Source organism: Streptomyces sp. NPDC045695 (genome assembly GCF_056432025.1).
This window is the reverse complement of the sequence record NZ_JBWKJU010000001.1, coordinates 175,202-191,162: the sequence shown is the minus strand read 5'-3', so window position 1 is coordinate 191,162 and position 15,961 is coordinate 175,202. Positions and strand designations below refer to the sequence as shown.

Sequence of the window (15,961 nt, the reverse complement as noted above, 5' to 3'; positions counted from 1 at the left end):
TTCGCCGCGAGAGTCAGATCAGGAGATCAGGAGGGCAGCCATCCCTCGACGAACATCTGCCGTGCCTTCGCCCGCTGCAGCTTCCCGCTGGTCGTCTTGGGAATGCTGCGCTTGGGGACCAGGTGGATCGCGACGGCCCGCACACCGGTCCGGGACGTGACGGCGGCCGTGATGGACCGGCGCAGCGCCTCGTGCTGCTCGGCCTCCAGCTCCGTCTCGACGATCAGGTGCAGCTCCTCCGAGTCGCTGCGCTCGTCCCGGTAGCCCACCGCGATCACGGCGCCGAGGCGAACCCCGGGCACGGTCTCCGCGGCCTGCTCGAAGTCCGACGGGATGTAGTTGGCGCCCCTGATGATGATCAGGTCCTTGGCCCGGCTGGTGATCCGCAGGTGGCCGTCGCGCAGATAGCCGACGTCACCGGTCTTCCACCAGTCCGGCGCGTCGATCGCCTCCGCGGTCGCCTCCGGCAGGTTGAAGTATCCGGTCGTGCGCGAGGGGCTGCGGAACTGGACGTGCCCGATCCCGTTCTCGGCCAGGGGCTTGCCCTCGCCGTCCACGATGCGGATCTCCGTACCGTCCACCGGCTCACCGCAGTCGACGATCTGCAGCGCGTCCGCGCTCTGCGGGTCGACGTCGACCGCACGCCCCTCGGTGGCGGCGGCCTGCCGGTCGATGGAGTCGTACGCGAACTCCGCGTCCGGCCGCGTGTAGGTGAGGGCCAAGGTGGCCTCCGCCATGCCGTAGCCGGCCGTGAACGCGGTGCGCGACAGCCCCCAGCGGGCGAACCGCTCGGTGAAGCGCCGGACGGTGACCGGCTGGATGGGCTCCGCTCCGCAGATCGCCACGCGCCAGCTCGACAGGTCCACGCCCTCCAGCTCCTCGTCGCGCACGCGGGAGGTGACGTAGCCGTAGGCGAAGTTCGGGCCGGACCCGAACGCGCCGCGGTACTTGCTGATGAGCTGCAGCCACTCGGCCGGGGCGCGCAGGAACCGGGTCGTCGGCATGAGCACCGAGTTGCCGCCGCCGTAGATCGGGGTCAGGAGGCCGGTGATCAGACCCATGTCGTGGTAGAGCGGCGCCCAGCTGACCGTCGTGTCCTCGCGGGACGCGGCAAGCGCCCTGACGATCTGTTCGCAGTTCGCGACCAGGCTCTCGTGGGAGATCATGACGCCCTTGGGCGTGCCCGTCGAGCCGGACGTGCACTGGATCAGCGCCAGCTGGTCACCACGGTCCGGCAGCCGGATGGGCGCCATCGGCGCGTCGCTGGAGGTGGCCCGTGCGTACAGCTCGGCGCCGTCGAGCAGCTGGGTGTCGCCGACGTGGGGAAGGTTCGCGATCACCGCTGCCGTGGTGATGATCGCGGTGGGCCGCAGGTACCCCACGAGCTCCTTCAGCTGGCCTTCGAACCCGGCCGCACCTCCGAAGGTGATGGGCAGCGAGATCGCCGTCGGCATGGCGCCGAGCAGCTGGGCCCCGAAGAAGGACGTGATGAACTCCGCGCCGGTCGGCAGGCAGAACAGCACCCGGTCTCCGTGCCCGACACCCTTCTCCGCGAGGGCCGCCGCACACCGCGCGGCCGCCTCCAGGAGGACGTCGTAGCGCAGCGTCTCCTCCTGGCCGGGCTGCGGTATCAGGGTCACCCCCGATGCGTCGGAGCCTCGTTCTGCCTCTGCCACCAGGGCGTGCAGGATGCTCGGGAAACGCGGTCGAAGCGTGGTCATCCGATGTTCTCCTCGAGAGCGGTGCTGAGCGGGTCGACGGTCCACGGCTGTACCGAGACGTCGTCGGCGACGATGCGGGCGGGGAGCAGCCCGTGTCGGGCGGACAGGTCCCTGGCGGCCAGCACGCCGGCCGAGGTGAGACCGCCGTAGGACGGACTCGGCGTCTCGGGCTCCAGGCCGAGCAGGATGGTTTCGGCCAGGCAGGAGTACAAGATGCCCGGGGGCAGCGTGATGCCGGGGAAATCGGGCGTCTGCCCGTTCGGAAGCTGGATCCGGCCGCCGGACACGAGCTCCACGTTCGCCAGGCCGTGCACGGCCGGGTGGACGTCACCGGGGACCGCGAGATCGCAGACTAGGACCTTGCGGTCGCCGGCGAGGTGACTCGGCAGGATCACCGGGTCGGCCGAGTTGGTGGCGCTGACCACGATCGGGCAGTCCCGCAGGGCGTCGAGGTCCTCGGCCACGGAGACGTCCACGAGGTGGGAGAGCCGGTCGCCGACCGCCGCGAGGCGCCGACCGGAACCGGGCCGGCCGACCAGCAGCAGCGAGTCGCAGTACGGGGCGATGAGTTCGGCCATCACCGCGCCGATGTTGCCGAGACCGCCGACGATGCCGACGCGGCGCTCGCCGGGGCCGGACCGGGCCAGCTGCTGGAGCAGCAGGTCGTAGGCGCAGGCGGCGGTCAGCGAGTTGCCCGAGGTCACCCGGAGGTCGCTCTCCACCACGTCGCGCCCGGCATTGGTGACGATCGAGGTGTGGCCCCCGAGGCCGATCACCTCGGCGCCGAGGGAGACGCCCAGCTCCACCGCGTCGAGCACGGCCCGGCGCAGCCACGACCGCTGGCCCGCCCGCAGTGCGGCATTGGCCTGGGCGGCGGTGAACGGGGCGGCCACCATGATGACCTCGACCTCGCCCTGGGTCGCGGACTTGATGTGGTGGCGGGCGACCTCGTACGGGTCGAACTCGCCCCACATCCGGTCGAGCGCGGCCTCGCACTGCTCGGCCGACCAGTCGGCCAGCTCCGGCGCCATGGTCGAGAGCTTGCTCGGGACGTCCATGTTGGCGAGGAACGCGACGCGCTGGATGCCGCCGTTGGCCGGGCGGTGGAGCACCGGCCGGTCACGGCGCGGCAGCGGGACGTGCTGGCGCGGCTGCCAGGCGCCGGCCGCCGGCACCGTCAGGTGTTCGAGCAGGGTGGCGTACTCGCCGTGGGCGAGCAGCCGCGCGACCTCGTCGAACGCGACGCCGATGCGGTCCACGTCGGCGGGCTCCAGCAGCGCCGACGGCTGGACCCGTACGGTCGTGCCCGCGGACAGGGTGGGGATGACCCGGATCCGGTGCTCGTGCAGCATCCGGCCGGCGATCAGGAAGCCGAGCGACTCGGAGTCGATCACTGCGCGCAGCATGGCCGAGTCGGGCTGCGGCACGGCGAACTCGACGCCCAGGAGCAGGCCCCGGCCCCGTACCTCGACGACGGCGTCCGGCCAGCGTTCCGCCACCTCGGCCAGCCGGTCCCGCAGCAGCGCGCCCGTCTCGACGATGCGGTCGCGGTACGCGACGGAGAGGTCCAGCGCGGCCGTGGCGATCCGCGACGAGAAGTCGTCGTCGGCGAAGGTGGAGGTGTGGTGGCGGCCGAAGTCGGCCACGTACCGGCTCTCGGACACGAGCAGCGCGGAGACCTTGGCGAGACCGCCGCCGAGGGACTTCGAGAACAGGTAGTAGTCGGCGACCACACCGGAGCCCTCGGACGCGAGGAAGGTGCCCGTGCGGCCCATGCCGCACTGGATCTCGTCGAACACCAGCGCGGCCTCGTGCCGGTCGGCCAGCTCGCGCAGGGCGGCGAGGGTCTCGACCGGGACCTCGCGCACCCCGGATTCGCCCTGGATGGGCTCGACGAAGCATGCGGCCAGCGGTGACAGGTGGCGGACGGCGGAGTGCGGGACCCCGGCGGCGTCGATACGGACCGAGTGGACCGGGACGCGCTCGGAGTCGAGCGCGGTCACCACCGCCTCGGGCGTCCAGTCGTGCAGCCGCCGGTGCTGCGGCCCCGGTACGTGCAGGTCCTCGGGGGCGTTGCCACCGTGCGTCAGCGTGCCCGCGGCGGCCGACTTGCCGTGGAAGGCGTCGCGCAGCGAGACGAAGACCGGGTCCAGCTGCCGCAGGGCGGCGATCTGGTCCAGGGCCTCGGTCAGCACCGCCGCGCAGGGGCGCCCTTCCGCGGGCCCGCTCGCGCACGGGACGTCCGCGAGACCGTCGCGCCGCACGCGCCGCAGGGCTACCTCGTACTCCTCCTGCAGTGCGCCGAGCCGACGCCGGTGCTCGACCGTCGCGTGCTTGACCGCGCCTTCCACCGCATCGGCGCCGGTGCTGCCGAGGGTGACCACGTAGCTCGAACCGGTCGTGGCGCCGACGATCTCCGAGAGCCGCCGGGCCAGCTCGGCCGCGCCCGTGCGGATGCTCGCCTGGGCGTTGAAGGGGGTCTGCTCGTCGAAGCACTGCCGCGCCACCGCCAGCAGCTGGGGGTGGTTGTGCCCGAACAGCGACGAGCCGGCGCCGCCGACCAGGTCGAGGACCTCGGCGGTCTCGGAGCCGTCCGCTCCGCCCAGCGGTTCCATGGTCAGGTGGTCACCCTGGCCGGCCCGGTAGGTCACGTCCAGGTTGAGGGCACGGAAGAGCCTGGCGAGCTCCGGCCGTGCGTATCGCGCGAAACCAGAATCGGCGTTCATGCGTCACTGTCTCCTTGCCCGACCCGCACCGTCAGCGACGCGGAGACCTCGTCCACGACGTCACGCAGTGTCTGCATCGCAGCTGCTTGTTCATCCGAAATGTGCACGTCGAACTTGGATTCCATTTCGACGATCAAGGTGATAGACCGGATGGAATCGAGGCCGTAGTCCACCAGCGGGACGTCGGGGTCGAGTTCAGGTACCTGCAGCTCGCGACGGAACAGCTCGTCGACGACCTCGAGAATGTCGCGGTTCATTTTTCTTTCCCCATTCGAACACTATTCCTTCGGCCGATACGGGCTCAGAAGGACATGGCGGATCGCAGAGTTCAGCGCCGTATCGCCACGGCGAACGAGAGCTCCGCCCCCGAGCGGACCCACACCGGTACCGGTTCGTCCCGGTACGACGCGATCAACGCGTCGCCGGACTGCCTGAGTTCGATCCGCCAGAACAGGAACTCGCCCAGTGTGCCGATGCCGTTCAGAGCCTTGAAAGCTGCTTCCTTGGCAACGAACAGATCGCGCGCGGTGTACTCCCCGGCCGGCGGGAGCAGCATGTGCCGCTCCCGCTCACGAAGGACGAATGCGGCCATGCGAGGAGTGACGGTCTCACTCTCGATGTCGACACCGACCGCCTCGGCGCCGGGGACCACCACCGCGACCGCCAAGTGATCGGTGTGGGAGATCGATCCGGCGAAACCCCGCGGGAAGCGCGGCCGCCCGTCGGGTTCACGGGGCACGATCCGGTCGGCCGATCCGGCGCGGGCCAGAACCGTGGCGGCCGCGCACCGGCCCGCCACGGACTGCTGAGCCGGCCCGTGGGGCGACGGCACCGGGTGGAACTCGATCCATGTGTCCGGTGCGAGGCCCTCGGGTAAATCCGGCTCACCAGCCACCACGTGTCCTTGTGTCCTTCAGCTGGCCAGGGCCAGGACGTGACCCGTCAGCGAGTCGATCGAGCGGAGCACCTCCGGCTGGACGTCGTCGTCCCACTCGAACCCGAACTCGTCCTCCATCGCCACCAGCAGGCTCACCAGTGCGGTGGAGGGCAGTCCGGCCTCGCGCAGCGACACGGAGTCCAGGGAACCGCCGACGAAGCGGTCACCACCGAGGCCGACGAGCAGTCCGCGGATGCGCTGACGGACTTCGACTTCCTTGTCAGACACGCGATTCCACTTCTTCGATGAGCTTGGCGATGGTCACCTGGAAGCCCTCGGGGTCGTCCAGGAAGGGCACGTGGCCGGCGTTCGGCACGATCTCGCAGCGACCGTCCGGGAACAGCGCGGCCACATCGCGGGCGCGCTGCGGGCTCAGCAGGATGTCGTCGTCACCGACGTAGATCACCGTCGGCTGGGTGACCTGGGCCAGCAGCTCGGAGCTGGCGTCACCGGTGACCGCGCGGCGCAGGCCGTTGGCGAGGTCCTCGGCGGTGGACATCGCCAGGAAGCTCTCCCGGAAGCCGAGGAAGCCGGGGGTGCCGCCCTCCTCGTTCATCTCGCCGCTGACGACCTCGGCGTAGATCTGGTTGTACAGACCGGTCATGCCGTGGTCCTGCAGCGTCTGGAGCCACGACTTGTTCAGCATGCGGTGGCGGCGCATGTTCTTGACGCCGAAGACCGGGCCGGCCAGCACCAGGCCCTTGATCCGGTCCGGGTGCGCGATGGCCAGGTCACGGGCGAGCTGGGTGGAGGCGGAGGTGGCGACCAGGTAGGTCGACTCGATCCCCAGTGCGTCGAGCAGCCCGATCACATCGGCCGCGTGCTCCTCCCAGGTCGGCTCCTCGTCGTGGTGCGAGGACTTGCCGTGGTTGGCCATGTCGTAGCTGATGACACGGTGGCTCTGGACGAGGCCCTCGACGTGTGCGCGCCAGAACGGGGCGGTGATGAAGAAGTTGTTGAGCAGGGTGATGGCGGGGCCCTCGCCGTTGGACTCGTAGTAGAGCTCCACGCCCTCCCGGGTACGGATCCGCTCGGTGCCCTCCTGGTAGGAGAGGTCGTAGGGGCCCTGGACTTCGGTTTCCGACATGGCTTTCGCCCTTTCTAGTTACTGGCGAGTTCGGCGCCCGGAAGGACACTCGCGAATCCGGCGACCACGTCGGCCGCCGACGTCTCCTGTGAGACGGCACTGCAGGACTGGCCGCAGTACAGGGCCATTTCCTCGATACGGCCGGTGGTCGCCGTGGTCGGCACCGCCGAGCTGAACCGCGGGACCAGGTACGGCTTCCCCTCGACCACCGTCTTGCCGATGAACTTCTTGGGCTGGTCGGGGTCGGCGGTGACGGCCGTGGCCAGCACGCGGTGGCGCCGGCCCGTCCAGCCGATCTCGTAGACATCGGTGATGACGGTGTCGGTCTCGTCGGCGGCGGTCACCGCCGACTTGAACTGACTGTGGGCCCGCGATTCGTGTGCGACGACGAACGCGGTCCCGAGCAGTACGCCGTCGGCTCCGGCGGCGACGGCCCGCTCGGCCTCGGCCGGCGATCCGATCCCGCCCGAGGCGACGATGCAGGCCTCCGGCAGCCGCTCGCGCAGGGCGGCGACCAGGTCGTCGCGCTGCGAGGTGCCGAGGAGGTGACCGCCGGCCTCGACGCCCTGGGCCACCACCACGGCGCCCCGCTCGGCCGCGTGAACCCCGTCCTCGACGGTCCCGACCTGGACCACCAGGTGCCGGCCCGCCGCGACGACGCGCTCGAAGACCGCGTCGTCGGGCATGCCGAACAGGGACACGTACACGTTCTGCGGCGTCTCGGCGAGCACCTGCGCCAGCTGGCGGTCGAGCTCCTCCGGCCCGACCACCTCGGGGATCAGGTTCACTCCGACGGGGCGGTCGGTGCCGGTGGTCAGCCGGTCGAGGATGGCGGACAGCGCCTCGTCGACCAGTTTGTAGCCGCCCACGCAGCCTCCCGCGCCGGCGTTGGACACCGCACAGGCGAGTTCCGCGCCCGCGACACCGCCCATGCCCGACTGCAGGAGGCCCACTTCGAGGCCGAGCACCTCTGCCAGCGAGGAACGCATCAGCGCACGCTTTCGAGCGCCGACACCGCCGCTTCGGCGCTGCCGAACCGCTCGGTCAGGGTGTGCACCCAGCGCTCCAGGCCGAAGGCGAGGCAGCTGGTGTGCGCCGTGTCCCCGCCCGCCTGGATCTCGCACCGCTCACCGAAGAAGTTCCGGTGGTAGTTGACGGAGCCGATCGCCAGGCCGTTGACGGTGAACTCCTCCTTCACCGGGAAGAGCTTCTGCATCTTCGCCTTGCCGCCGTTCTTGTCGAAGAACGGGTCGGTGGCGACCTCCAGCTTGAGGTCCAGACCGAGCTCGGCGCACAGGCCCGTCACGGCTTCCTTGGCGCGCACGAGGTGGCTCTTCGCCGCCTCCTCCGGTCCGATGCAGACGATCTCCCGCATGGAGAAGCCGAGCAGCCGCTGAAGACCCTGGTAGTGGTCCTCGTTGCGGAAGCAGGTGCCGACCGTGGTCCGCAGCGTGCCCTCGGCGGGCAGCGTGGATCCGGCCAGGTCGAGGTAGATCGAGTAGCACGCCGCGGAGGGCAGCGCGAACGCGGTCGGCTCCATCACCTCGGTGGGCATCCGGTCCACCGGCCGGGGCGTCTCGGCCAGGTGGGCGCCGAGCCGCTGCGGGTCGAGCCGGGTCGCGGCGAGGCCCAGGTGCGGGAAGTTGTCGTAGTAGTCGAAGGTGTCCAGGTCCTTGCAGCGCATCAGGAACGGGAACCGGAACTCCGGTGCGTCCCAGGACTCCGCATAGCGCAGGACCAGCGCGTCGAAAGCCCGCAGCAACCGCAGCTGGCTGCCGTTGAGAACTCCCAGGCCGTTGTCGGTTGCTGTGGTCATCGCGCCGCTTCCTTCTTGAAGAATCGTGCTTCGAGCGCATCGAGCGTGCGGAAGTCGTCCAGATCCAGGTCTTCCGGATCGATCGACTCGCCGGTCAACTCCTCCAGGAGGAAGATGAACTCGACGAAGGCCAGCGAGTTGATGGCCCGGCTGTCGATCAGGTCCAGGTCATGGGTCAGCTGGTCGAGCTTGGGGTTGCGGCCCAGGATGAACTCCTGGACCGCCTGCATCGGGTCGGTCATCGCTTGATCGTTTCCCTGCCTACGCCGGACTTGGAGAGGAACTTGCGGGTCCGCTTGAGCACCTGCTCGTGCGCCTCGTTCCGGGCGGGGTGCTCCAGCGCACGCCGGCGCAGCGCGAGCGCGTCCGGGATGCCCGCGTCGCGGTAGGCGGCCGGGTTGTAGAGGGTGCCGATGCTGTACTGGAGGTAGTTCTCCAGGTACTCGGCGACGACCGGCGCCTCTTCGGGGTCGCGCTTGACGACCTGGCCGAGCAGGTTGGTGAAGATCATCCGGCCGAAGGCGACGTGGCGGCTCTCGTCCTGGTGGTGCACCCGGTTGATCTCACGGGCGATGTGCGGCAGCGTCTGGTCGGTAGCCATGTACGCGTTGTAGTAGTCGACGATCTCCTCGAAGATGAGGATGCGCGCGAACACGATCAGCTCGCGGGCGACCGGCGAGAGGTGCTCCACCGAGTCGGCCTTCAGCGTCGGCTGCGCCGGGTACAGCTTGCCGCCGTAGCGCAGGCAGAACTGCGCGAAGAACCACATGTGCTCGTTTTCCTCACCGATGAAGTGGTGCAGGAACTCCGAGACGTCCGCGTAGGTCCGGTCGTGAATGCGCATCACGACCTCGCTCATCAGCTCACGGATACCGTGGATGTTGAGACTGAAGAAGTTGATCGCCTCGTACCGGGTGAGCGCGATCTGCTGCTCACGCGTCAGCTCGTCCCACATCGGCGTGCCGGCCAGCGTGGTCAGGTTCTCGCTCATCCACGGCATGTCAGGCTCGATGGCGTCGGGCCAGTCAAACATCGTGTACGGGTTGTAATAGCCGGATTCGGCCATGTTCTCCAACCGGTCCAGCTCAAGCACGACCGGTTCGATTTCACGTACCGCCATTTTTATTCGTCCTTCCAAACGCAGTGGTGCGAGAGTTCAACTTCAGCGAGCCGATCGAATATCTGCGTGCACATGGGCCGGCAGTCGTGAACCACATTCGTGATAGCCGAAGGAGGCGTTACCGGAGGCAGTGGACGGGATCACCTTGTTGTAGATCGACCCGAGGCACAGCTCCTGGAAATCCTGGGTGTTCGGCGACAGTCGCGCGGCCAGCTGCGCCTTGGCGATGTCGATGGTCTTGAAGACACCGTCCTCGTCCTCGACCTCCACGCACGCGTGCGGCAGGTCGAGGGCGCCGCCGAGCACTCCGCAGAACCAGCCCCGCTTCGCCTCGGCCCGGTAGCCCGCCGCACGGAACCGCTCGGCCAGCAGCAGGCTCGCGGCGATGCAGCTCGTCGCGCCCAGATCGTGTACCAGCTTGTAGTCCGCCTGCATGGCGACCGGGATCATCTGCCAGCGATAGCCGGAGTCGAGGTACTCCCGGGTCAGGTTCCGCAGCTCGGATGAGACCAGCGGAGTCCGCGCGCCCGTCGTGGTGATCGTGGCCGCGTACTCGGCCGACCCGGAGCTCGGCCCCGGCGCCGCGCCGCCGGCGATGCTTCCGCCGAACCGGACGACGTCGGGTGCCTCGAAACGCCAGGGGGCGACCCCCTCGCACTCGGCGCACTCGAGCCGGACGCGGAAGTCCCACGCCTTCGGGCGCAGCAGGTCCTCGACCGAGCGGCCGGCGAAGCGGAACAGCAGGCGGAAGGTGAGCTCCGGCTGCGTGTTCCCCTTCTGCGAGTACATTCCGAGGTTGTACAGATCGTTCGCGTCGAAATGACGCACGCCCGACCGGTCCTCGAACGGCAGACCCGCGTCCACGAGCCTGTCCATATCGACCGGGTCACAGCGCAGCATCTCCTGCGCCACGGATTCCGACTGGGTTTTGCTGGAATATTCGGCGGGAATGAATTCAATAGAATTCGCCACCTTTTCCCAGGGTGTATCCGAGGCTACAGTTTCGTGTGACACAGCCTATCCCTCCAGGCAAAACGACCGCGCCGACGACCCGGTGCCTATCCTTGCGACCATTCCAGCCAGCTCTTCTGCTGAATCTGCGGAACGAACTCGACGGTACCAGCCACGGTTCGGGCCGCAACAGATTAACTTCACATACGTCACCATGCGTTTTACATATACGCATTGGAGAAATAAATGCGGGCCGGACCCCCCTGCTACCCATCACCGAGCCGTTTCAGTGCTGCCGCTCGGCCCGCGACGGAAAAGCGCCTCCGACCACGGCGGGAACAAAGACCTCGGAGATCCTCGTTCCCGCTGGTCAGAGGCACTTCGTCCGGATACGACCCCGCCTCAGGCGGCCGGATCCGGCCCCGTCACCCTGCCGTTCCGGCGGTGGCGGCGGCCGTGGCCACGGAGGTCAGCTCACCGTTCTCGTAGCGCCGCTTGCACTCGCGGCGCTGCACCTTGCCACTGGAGGTCTTCGGCAGCGACCCGCGCCGTACGACCAGGACGTGGTCCGGGGTGATCCGGTGCCGGTCCCGGATGCTGTCGTACACGCGCCGGTGCACGGTGTCGGCGCCCACGGAGTTGAGGAGCCGGCCGTCCGCCTCGACGACCACCACGAGCCGCTCGCGCTCACCGTCCTCGCAGGAGAAGGCGGCCGCGCTGTTCGGGTGCAGACCCGGTACGGAGCGTTCGGCGGACAGCTCGAAGTCCTGCGGGTAGTGGTTGCGGCCCTTGCGGATGATGACGTCCTTCAGGCGCCCGGTGACGTACAGCTCGTCCCCGTGCAGGAATCCGAGGTCACCGGTGCGCAGGTGGTCGCCGTCGGGCGCGTCCTCGCCCGCGATGCGGGCGCGGAAGGTCTCCTCGCTCGCCTCGGGGCGGCCCAGGTAACCGGCCGCCACACAGGGGCCGTTGATCCAGATCTCGCCGACCCGTCCCTCGGGAAGGGCCCGCAGCGTCGCCGGGTCCACGATCCGGATCCGGGTGCGGCCGGCCGTTGCGCCGGTGCTGACCAGGGGTACGGCTCCCTCGGCGCCCTCCCCGAGGGGCTGTACCGTGCCGTCGCGCAGGGCCTCGGAGGACACCCACAGCGCGGTGGGCTCCTGCTCGGGGGAATGGCCGGTGGTCTTGAGGGTGTTCTCCGCCAGGCCGAACCCGGGGCACATGGCGCGCGAGTTGAAGCCGTACGGCGCGAACGCCTCGGTGAACGCGCGGATGGTCGCCCAGCGCACGGGCTCGGCGCCGTTGGCCGCCACCCGCCAGCGGGACAGGTCCCCCACGGCGCCGACCTTGCCCTCCGCGGCGGCCCGCGCGCACAGCTCGTAGGCGAAGCTGGGCGCGGCGGAGTGCGTTCCGCCGAATCTGGCGATGGCTTCGAGCCAGCGGGTGGGGCGGCGGATGAAGGCCTCGGGGGCCATCAGGTACGAGGGGATGCCCGCGCACAGGGGCATGACCACGCCGAACAGCATGCCCATGTCGTGGAAGTGCGGCAGCCAGCTCACCACGGTGCCGTCCGGCTCGCAGGGGCATATCTCGTCGGTCTCGGCCACGTTCGCCAGGAAGTTGGCGTGCGTGACCACGACCCCCTTGGGGTCCCCGGTGGAACCGGAGGTGTACTGGAGCAGCGCCGTGTCCTGCGGGCCCGGGGACGGCGGCTCGGGGGCGTCGGCGTCGTACACGAGGGTGTCCGTGGCCAGCAGGGTGAGCCCGGCCAGGGCGGTCATGTCACCGAAGTTCTCCTGGAGGTCGCGGGCGACCTCGGCGGTGGTGAGGACGGTGGAGGTGCCGGCGTCGTCGGCGATCCGGCGCAGGCGCTCGACCTCGTCGCGGCGCCGGGGCACCTGCACGGGGGCACTGGCCACCCGCCCGTACATGCACCCGAGGAGGGTCCGTACGAACTCCAGGCCCGCGGGGTACATCAGCACGGCGCTGCTGCCGGAGAGTCCCGCGGCCGCGAACGCGGCGGCGCGCGGACCGGCCTGGTCGTGGAGTTCGCGGTAGGTCAGCGTCTCCTGGGGCACCTCGCCGTCCCGCAGGAAGACGTAGGCGGTGACGTCGGGTTGTTTCTCGTTGCGTAACCGCAGGGCGTCGGGGAGGGTGCGCACGTCTGCGGTCGAATGGCTTCCGGTAGTGCTCACGGTCAGATCTCCTTGTAGGCCGGTCATCGTGCACGGAGCCGGGTGGTGGGGGGCGGGCCTGGGCGGCATGCGGCGTCCGGGGCCGGACGGCCGGCAGCACGGCGCCGCTCGTCTTCATTGCGGAACGGCACGTCGGTGCACGTCCCGTGCGGATGCGGTCTGGACGGTGGCGGGGGCGCCCCGGCCCCACCCGGGTCGGCTCTGGGAGCACCCCGCCTAGTGCTGTGACCGGAAAGGTCCACCGGGTCGCGCCGCCCGGCACGGCACCTCGCTGCGTTGTCGGACCGTGCACGTACGTCCGGTACGAGCCGCGGGCCTCCGCCTTGCGATGCACCGCACCGGACAACACGACCCGGCGAACCTTCCCGGCCACAGCACTAGGCGCTGTCTCTTCCGGATCTTGCCGGGCCCCCGGCGTCTGGCACCGCACCTGGCCGCGTTGTCGGGACGTCCGGGTACGTCCAGTACGCGGCACGCCCCTCCGCCTTGCCATGCACGGCACCAGACGCCGCGGGCTCGGCCGACAAGATCCGAAAGAGACGACCTAGTTCGGCACCGGTACCGACGTCAACGTCCGTTCCAGCGCCGCCAGTACTTCGCGTGTGGCCTCCGCGGCCGCGGGGACGACGTCGGCCAGGAGGAGGTAGCCGTGCACGAGGCCCGGCGCCGGAACGTGCTCCACGCTGACGCCGCTGGCGGCCATGCGCGCCGCGAGTTCGACGCCCTCGTCGTGCAGCCCGTCGAATTCGGCCGTGCCGATCACCGTCGGCGCCAGGCCGCGGTGGTCGGCGTTGATCAGGTCGATCGCCGGGTCGCTGGCGTGTTCCGGATCGGTCACGTACTGCTCGTAGTACCAGCGCAGGTCGTCGAGGTCCGCCAGGTATCCCGACGCGTACTTGTGCAGGGATGGCGAGGTCATGCTCGGGTCGGCGGGCGGATAGACCAGCAGCTGCGCGGCGAACGTGATGCCGTCGTGGTCGCGGTGGTGCAACGCGATCCCCAGGGCCAGCCCCGCTCCGGCGCTGTCACCTGCGATCACGTGGTCGCGCCCGGGGAACTGGCCGGCCGCCCACTCGGAGGCGGCGATGCCGTCCTGGAGCGGGCCGGGATAGGGGTGTTCCGGCGCGCGGCGGTAGTCGACGGAGACGACGACCGCTCCGAGGGCGGCGGCGATGCGACGGCACACCCCGTCGTGGGTGTCGACGTCGCCGACCGTCCAGCCCCCGCCGTGCAGGAACGTCACGAGGCGGCCCCGGTCGGTGACCGGGAGGTACGTCCGCACACGGAAGCGCCCGCCCCGGCCGTCGATCAGCTGGTCCGACACCGCGGCGACCGGTTCCGGCTGGGCGCCACCGCAGGTGCGCGCCGCACTGTCGGCGTACCTGCGGCGCACTTGTGCCACGGTGAGGGTGCGCGCCGGTGCGGGCCGGTCGACGGCCTGCCATTGGATCAAGGCGCGGATGAAACGGTCCATGGGCACGGGATTCTCCTCGGATCACACCAGCGAAGGGTTCAGCGGTTCGAACCCGCGAAGCCGGTGGTGCGGGAATCGCGGGCCGCGTGGTCAAGGTCAACGCGTCGACGCGGAAGCTGTGTTGACGAGTTCGCCCTCCCCATGCGGTGCGGCGGGAGCCGGCCGACCGGTGACTGCCCGCACCGGGAGGCGGCAACGTGGCCGCACAGCATGAGGGGGACTCCCCGACCCGGACCCGCCCGGATTCCGGTGCGCGAAGGGCGCCGTCGCCGGGTGTCGTGGCGCCGGTGTCGGGATTACTCGTAGGGGGCGCCGCGGCAATCGGCCCGGTGGACGTTCGCGCATGCCTGTTTCCCGCACGATCCAGGCTTCGCGGGCGTCAGCCGGGCGCCCGCCACGGCGGGGCGTCACCCGGGCCGGAACGCGGGTTCCGGCGTCGGGGTCACGCCGTGACGTCGGCCGGCAGGGCGAAGTCCGTGGTGACCTCGGTCCACTCCGGAACCGACTCGATCTCGACCACGGCAGCGGTCAGCGAGTAACCGCCACCGGTACCGACCAGCAGCAGGAAGTCACCGGGGTTGACCTCCTTCGTCTCCACCAGGCGGGCGACGGCCGCGGTCAGGTCGCCGGCGCCCAGGTGCCCGGTGTAGCGGCCCCAGTTCCACAGCGTGCGCTCGGCCGGGATGCCCAGCGGGTTGAAGAACTGGACCTGCATCATCATGCTGCCCATGTTGGGCAGGAGGACCTTGGCGAAGTCGTCGAGCTTGTGGCCGGTCTTGTCGAGCACCGTACGGACGACGCTGAGCAGCGCGTCCTCGGCGCGCTTGAGCACCGACTCGACTCCGACCTCTTCAAGGTAGGACTTCTTGGGCGTGCGCAGGTTCTCGTCGACGACTACCCCGTACGCGTTGGTGAACGGGTCGGTGCCCCGGTGCAACGGTTCCAGGGTGGCGTCGGTGAGCGACGCGACGGCGTGGATACGGGCGAAGCCACCGGTGGTGGAGAGCACCATCGCCGTGGAGCCGTCGCCGAAGACGATGCCGTACGAACCGCGCCACCGGTCGAAGCCGGGCGGGCAGAACCGGTCCGCGGTGGTGATCAGGGCACTTGTGCCCCGACCGGCTTCGAGCTGGGCCATGGCCAGGTCGATCGCCGCCATGCCGCCGTTCGACATCCCCTCCACGTTCACCGCGAAGGCGTCGGTGATCCCCAGCTCGCGCTGGATGTAGGGCGCCGAATTCCAGTGGTGGTCGCGGCCCTGGTGGTAGATCGAGGCGTGCAATATGAGGTCGACCTGGTCGCCGACCACGTCCGCGGCCCGCTCAATGGCCTTGCGCCCGGCGATCACGCCCATGTCCGGAACGGAGATCTCGTCCGTGGCGACAGGCAGGCAGGGGATGTCGTTGACGGTCATTTCGTCGGTGGTGTACTTGCCGGCGGCCACCGCTTCCTTCGCCGATTCCGCGGGCGGAATCCAAGCCGCAGCCGACGCAATGTAGACAGGGGTGCTCATTGTCTAACTTCCTCCGAGTGTGATGCCCGTCGAGTATCGCGTCCGTGGCGACCTGGTCCGGGCCACCGGTGCGATCACGCTCGGCGATCCGGGCCATCAGATCGCGAACGTTTCATCGGAATAAAGGCCACGCTACAGCGTCGCCCCCGATCATTCGCATATGCGTTTCTCATGACTTGCGATTAATACTGCACAGCCCTGAGAAACCCCCTGGTAGGGCAACGCCCCGGACGTCTTCACGGGGCGGCACCAGGTGGTTCCGGTCGCTAATTGAAGCTTACCGGTGAGTAGTGATCTTTTAAACACCCACAGCCATGTAGGCGCCGTGTGTATGTCATGCGGCGAGGTGAGGAACTCATGCGCGGACCGGTACGGATGACCTACGAGCGGGGAATTTCGGGGGAAAACCCGGTTATCCCCT

14 protein-coding genes are annotated in these 15,961 nt (G+C 69.5%); all 14 read right to left on the bottom strand.

Features of this window, described 5'->3' with window-relative positions; genetic code table 11:
* Positions 1–26 precede the first annotated feature (26 nt).
* Positions 27–1,721 carry a fatty acyl-AMP ligase gene (locus tag AC07DU_RS00890; protein ID WP_360895918.1) on the bottom strand — a complete coding sequence of 565 codons (1,695 nt, stop codon included), beginning with the start codon at positions 1,719–1,721 and terminating at the stop codon, positions 27–29.
* Entirely contained in the window at positions 1,718–4,447 is a 2,730-nt protein-coding gene (locus tag AC07DU_RS00885) for an aminotransferase class III-fold pyridoxal phosphate-dependent enzyme (protein WP_479108836.1), read from the bottom strand. Before AC07DU_RS00885 ends, AC07DU_RS00890 begins: the two co-directional genes overlap by 4 nt.
* On the bottom strand, positions 4,444–4,704 hold the full coding sequence (locus AC07DU_RS00880) for an acyl carrier protein (protein WP_360895924.1): 261 nt from the start codon (positions 4,702–4,704) through the stop codon (positions 4,444–4,446). Before AC07DU_RS00880 ends, AC07DU_RS00885 begins: the two co-directional genes overlap by 4 nt.
* A 71-nt stretch (positions 4,705–4,775) precedes the next feature.
* Positions 4,776–5,345 carry a 4'-phosphopantetheinyl transferase superfamily protein gene (locus tag AC07DU_RS00875; RefSeq protein WP_479035056.1) on the bottom strand — a complete coding sequence of 190 codons (570 nt, stop codon included), beginning with the start codon at positions 5,343–5,345 and terminating at the stop codon, positions 4,776–4,778.
* 15 nt (positions 5,346–5,360) lie between these two features.
* Positions 5,361–5,612: an acyl carrier protein gene (locus AC07DU_RS00870; protein WP_360895929.1), complete on the bottom strand. Its 252-nt coding sequence runs from the start codon at positions 5,610–5,612 to the stop codon at positions 5,361–5,363.
* Positions 5,605–6,471, bottom strand: a complete 867-nt coding sequence (locus AC07DU_RS00865; RefSeq protein ID WP_360895932.1) for an alpha/beta fold hydrolase — start codon at positions 6,469–6,471, stop codon at positions 5,605–5,607. Before AC07DU_RS00865 ends, AC07DU_RS00870 begins: the two co-directional genes overlap by 8 nt.
* A gap of 14 nt (positions 6,472–6,485) precedes the next feature.
* Positions 6,486–7,460, bottom strand: coding sequence for an NAD(P)H-dependent flavin oxidoreductase (locus AC07DU_RS00860; RefSeq protein ID WP_479108834.1), 975 nt, complete (start codon positions 7,458–7,460; stop codon positions 6,486–6,488).
* Entirely contained in the window at positions 7,460–8,287 is an 828-nt protein-coding gene (locus AC07DU_RS00855; RefSeq protein WP_360895938.1) for a class-II aminoacyl-tRNA synthetase family protein, read from the bottom strand. Before AC07DU_RS00855 ends, AC07DU_RS00860 begins: the two co-directional genes overlap by 1 nt.
* The gene (locus AC07DU_RS00850) at positions 8,284–8,529 is read right to left on the bottom strand and encodes an acyl carrier protein (protein ID WP_360895941.1); all 246 of its coding nucleotides are present in this window, start codon (positions 8,527–8,529) and stop codon (positions 8,284–8,286) included. The genes AC07DU_RS00855 and AC07DU_RS00850 overlap by 4 nt, the downstream gene beginning before the upstream one ends.
* Entirely contained in the window at positions 8,526–9,407 is an 882-nt protein-coding gene (locus tag AC07DU_RS00845; protein WP_360895943.1) for a diiron oxygenase, read from the bottom strand. The genes AC07DU_RS00850 and AC07DU_RS00845 overlap by 4 nt, the downstream gene beginning before the upstream one ends.
* Positions 9,408–9,449: 42 nt before the next feature.
* Complete coding sequence (locus AC07DU_RS00840) at positions 9,450–10,379, bottom strand: hypothetical protein (RefSeq protein ID WP_479108832.1); 930 nt, start codon at positions 10,377–10,379, stop codon at positions 9,450–9,452.
* A gap of 404 nt (positions 10,380–10,783) precedes the next feature.
* Positions 10,784–12,553 (bottom strand): fatty acyl-AMP ligase, encoded by a 1,770-nt coding sequence (locus AC07DU_RS00835; RefSeq protein WP_479108830.1) that lies wholly within the window; start codon positions 12,551–12,553, stop codon positions 10,784–10,786.
* 544 nt (positions 12,554–13,097) lie between these two features.
* Positions 13,098–14,027: an alpha/beta hydrolase gene (locus AC07DU_RS00830; RefSeq protein ID WP_360896010.1), complete on the bottom strand. Its 930-nt coding sequence runs from the start codon at positions 14,025–14,027 to the stop codon at positions 13,098–13,100.
* 442 nt (positions 14,028–14,469) lie between these two features.
* The gene (locus AC07DU_RS00825) at positions 14,470–15,540 is read right to left on the bottom strand and encodes a ketoacyl-ACP synthase III family protein (protein WP_360895951.1); all 1,071 of its coding nucleotides are present in this window, start codon (positions 15,538–15,540) and stop codon (positions 14,470–14,472) included.
* Positions 15,541–15,961 lie beyond the last annotated feature (421 nt).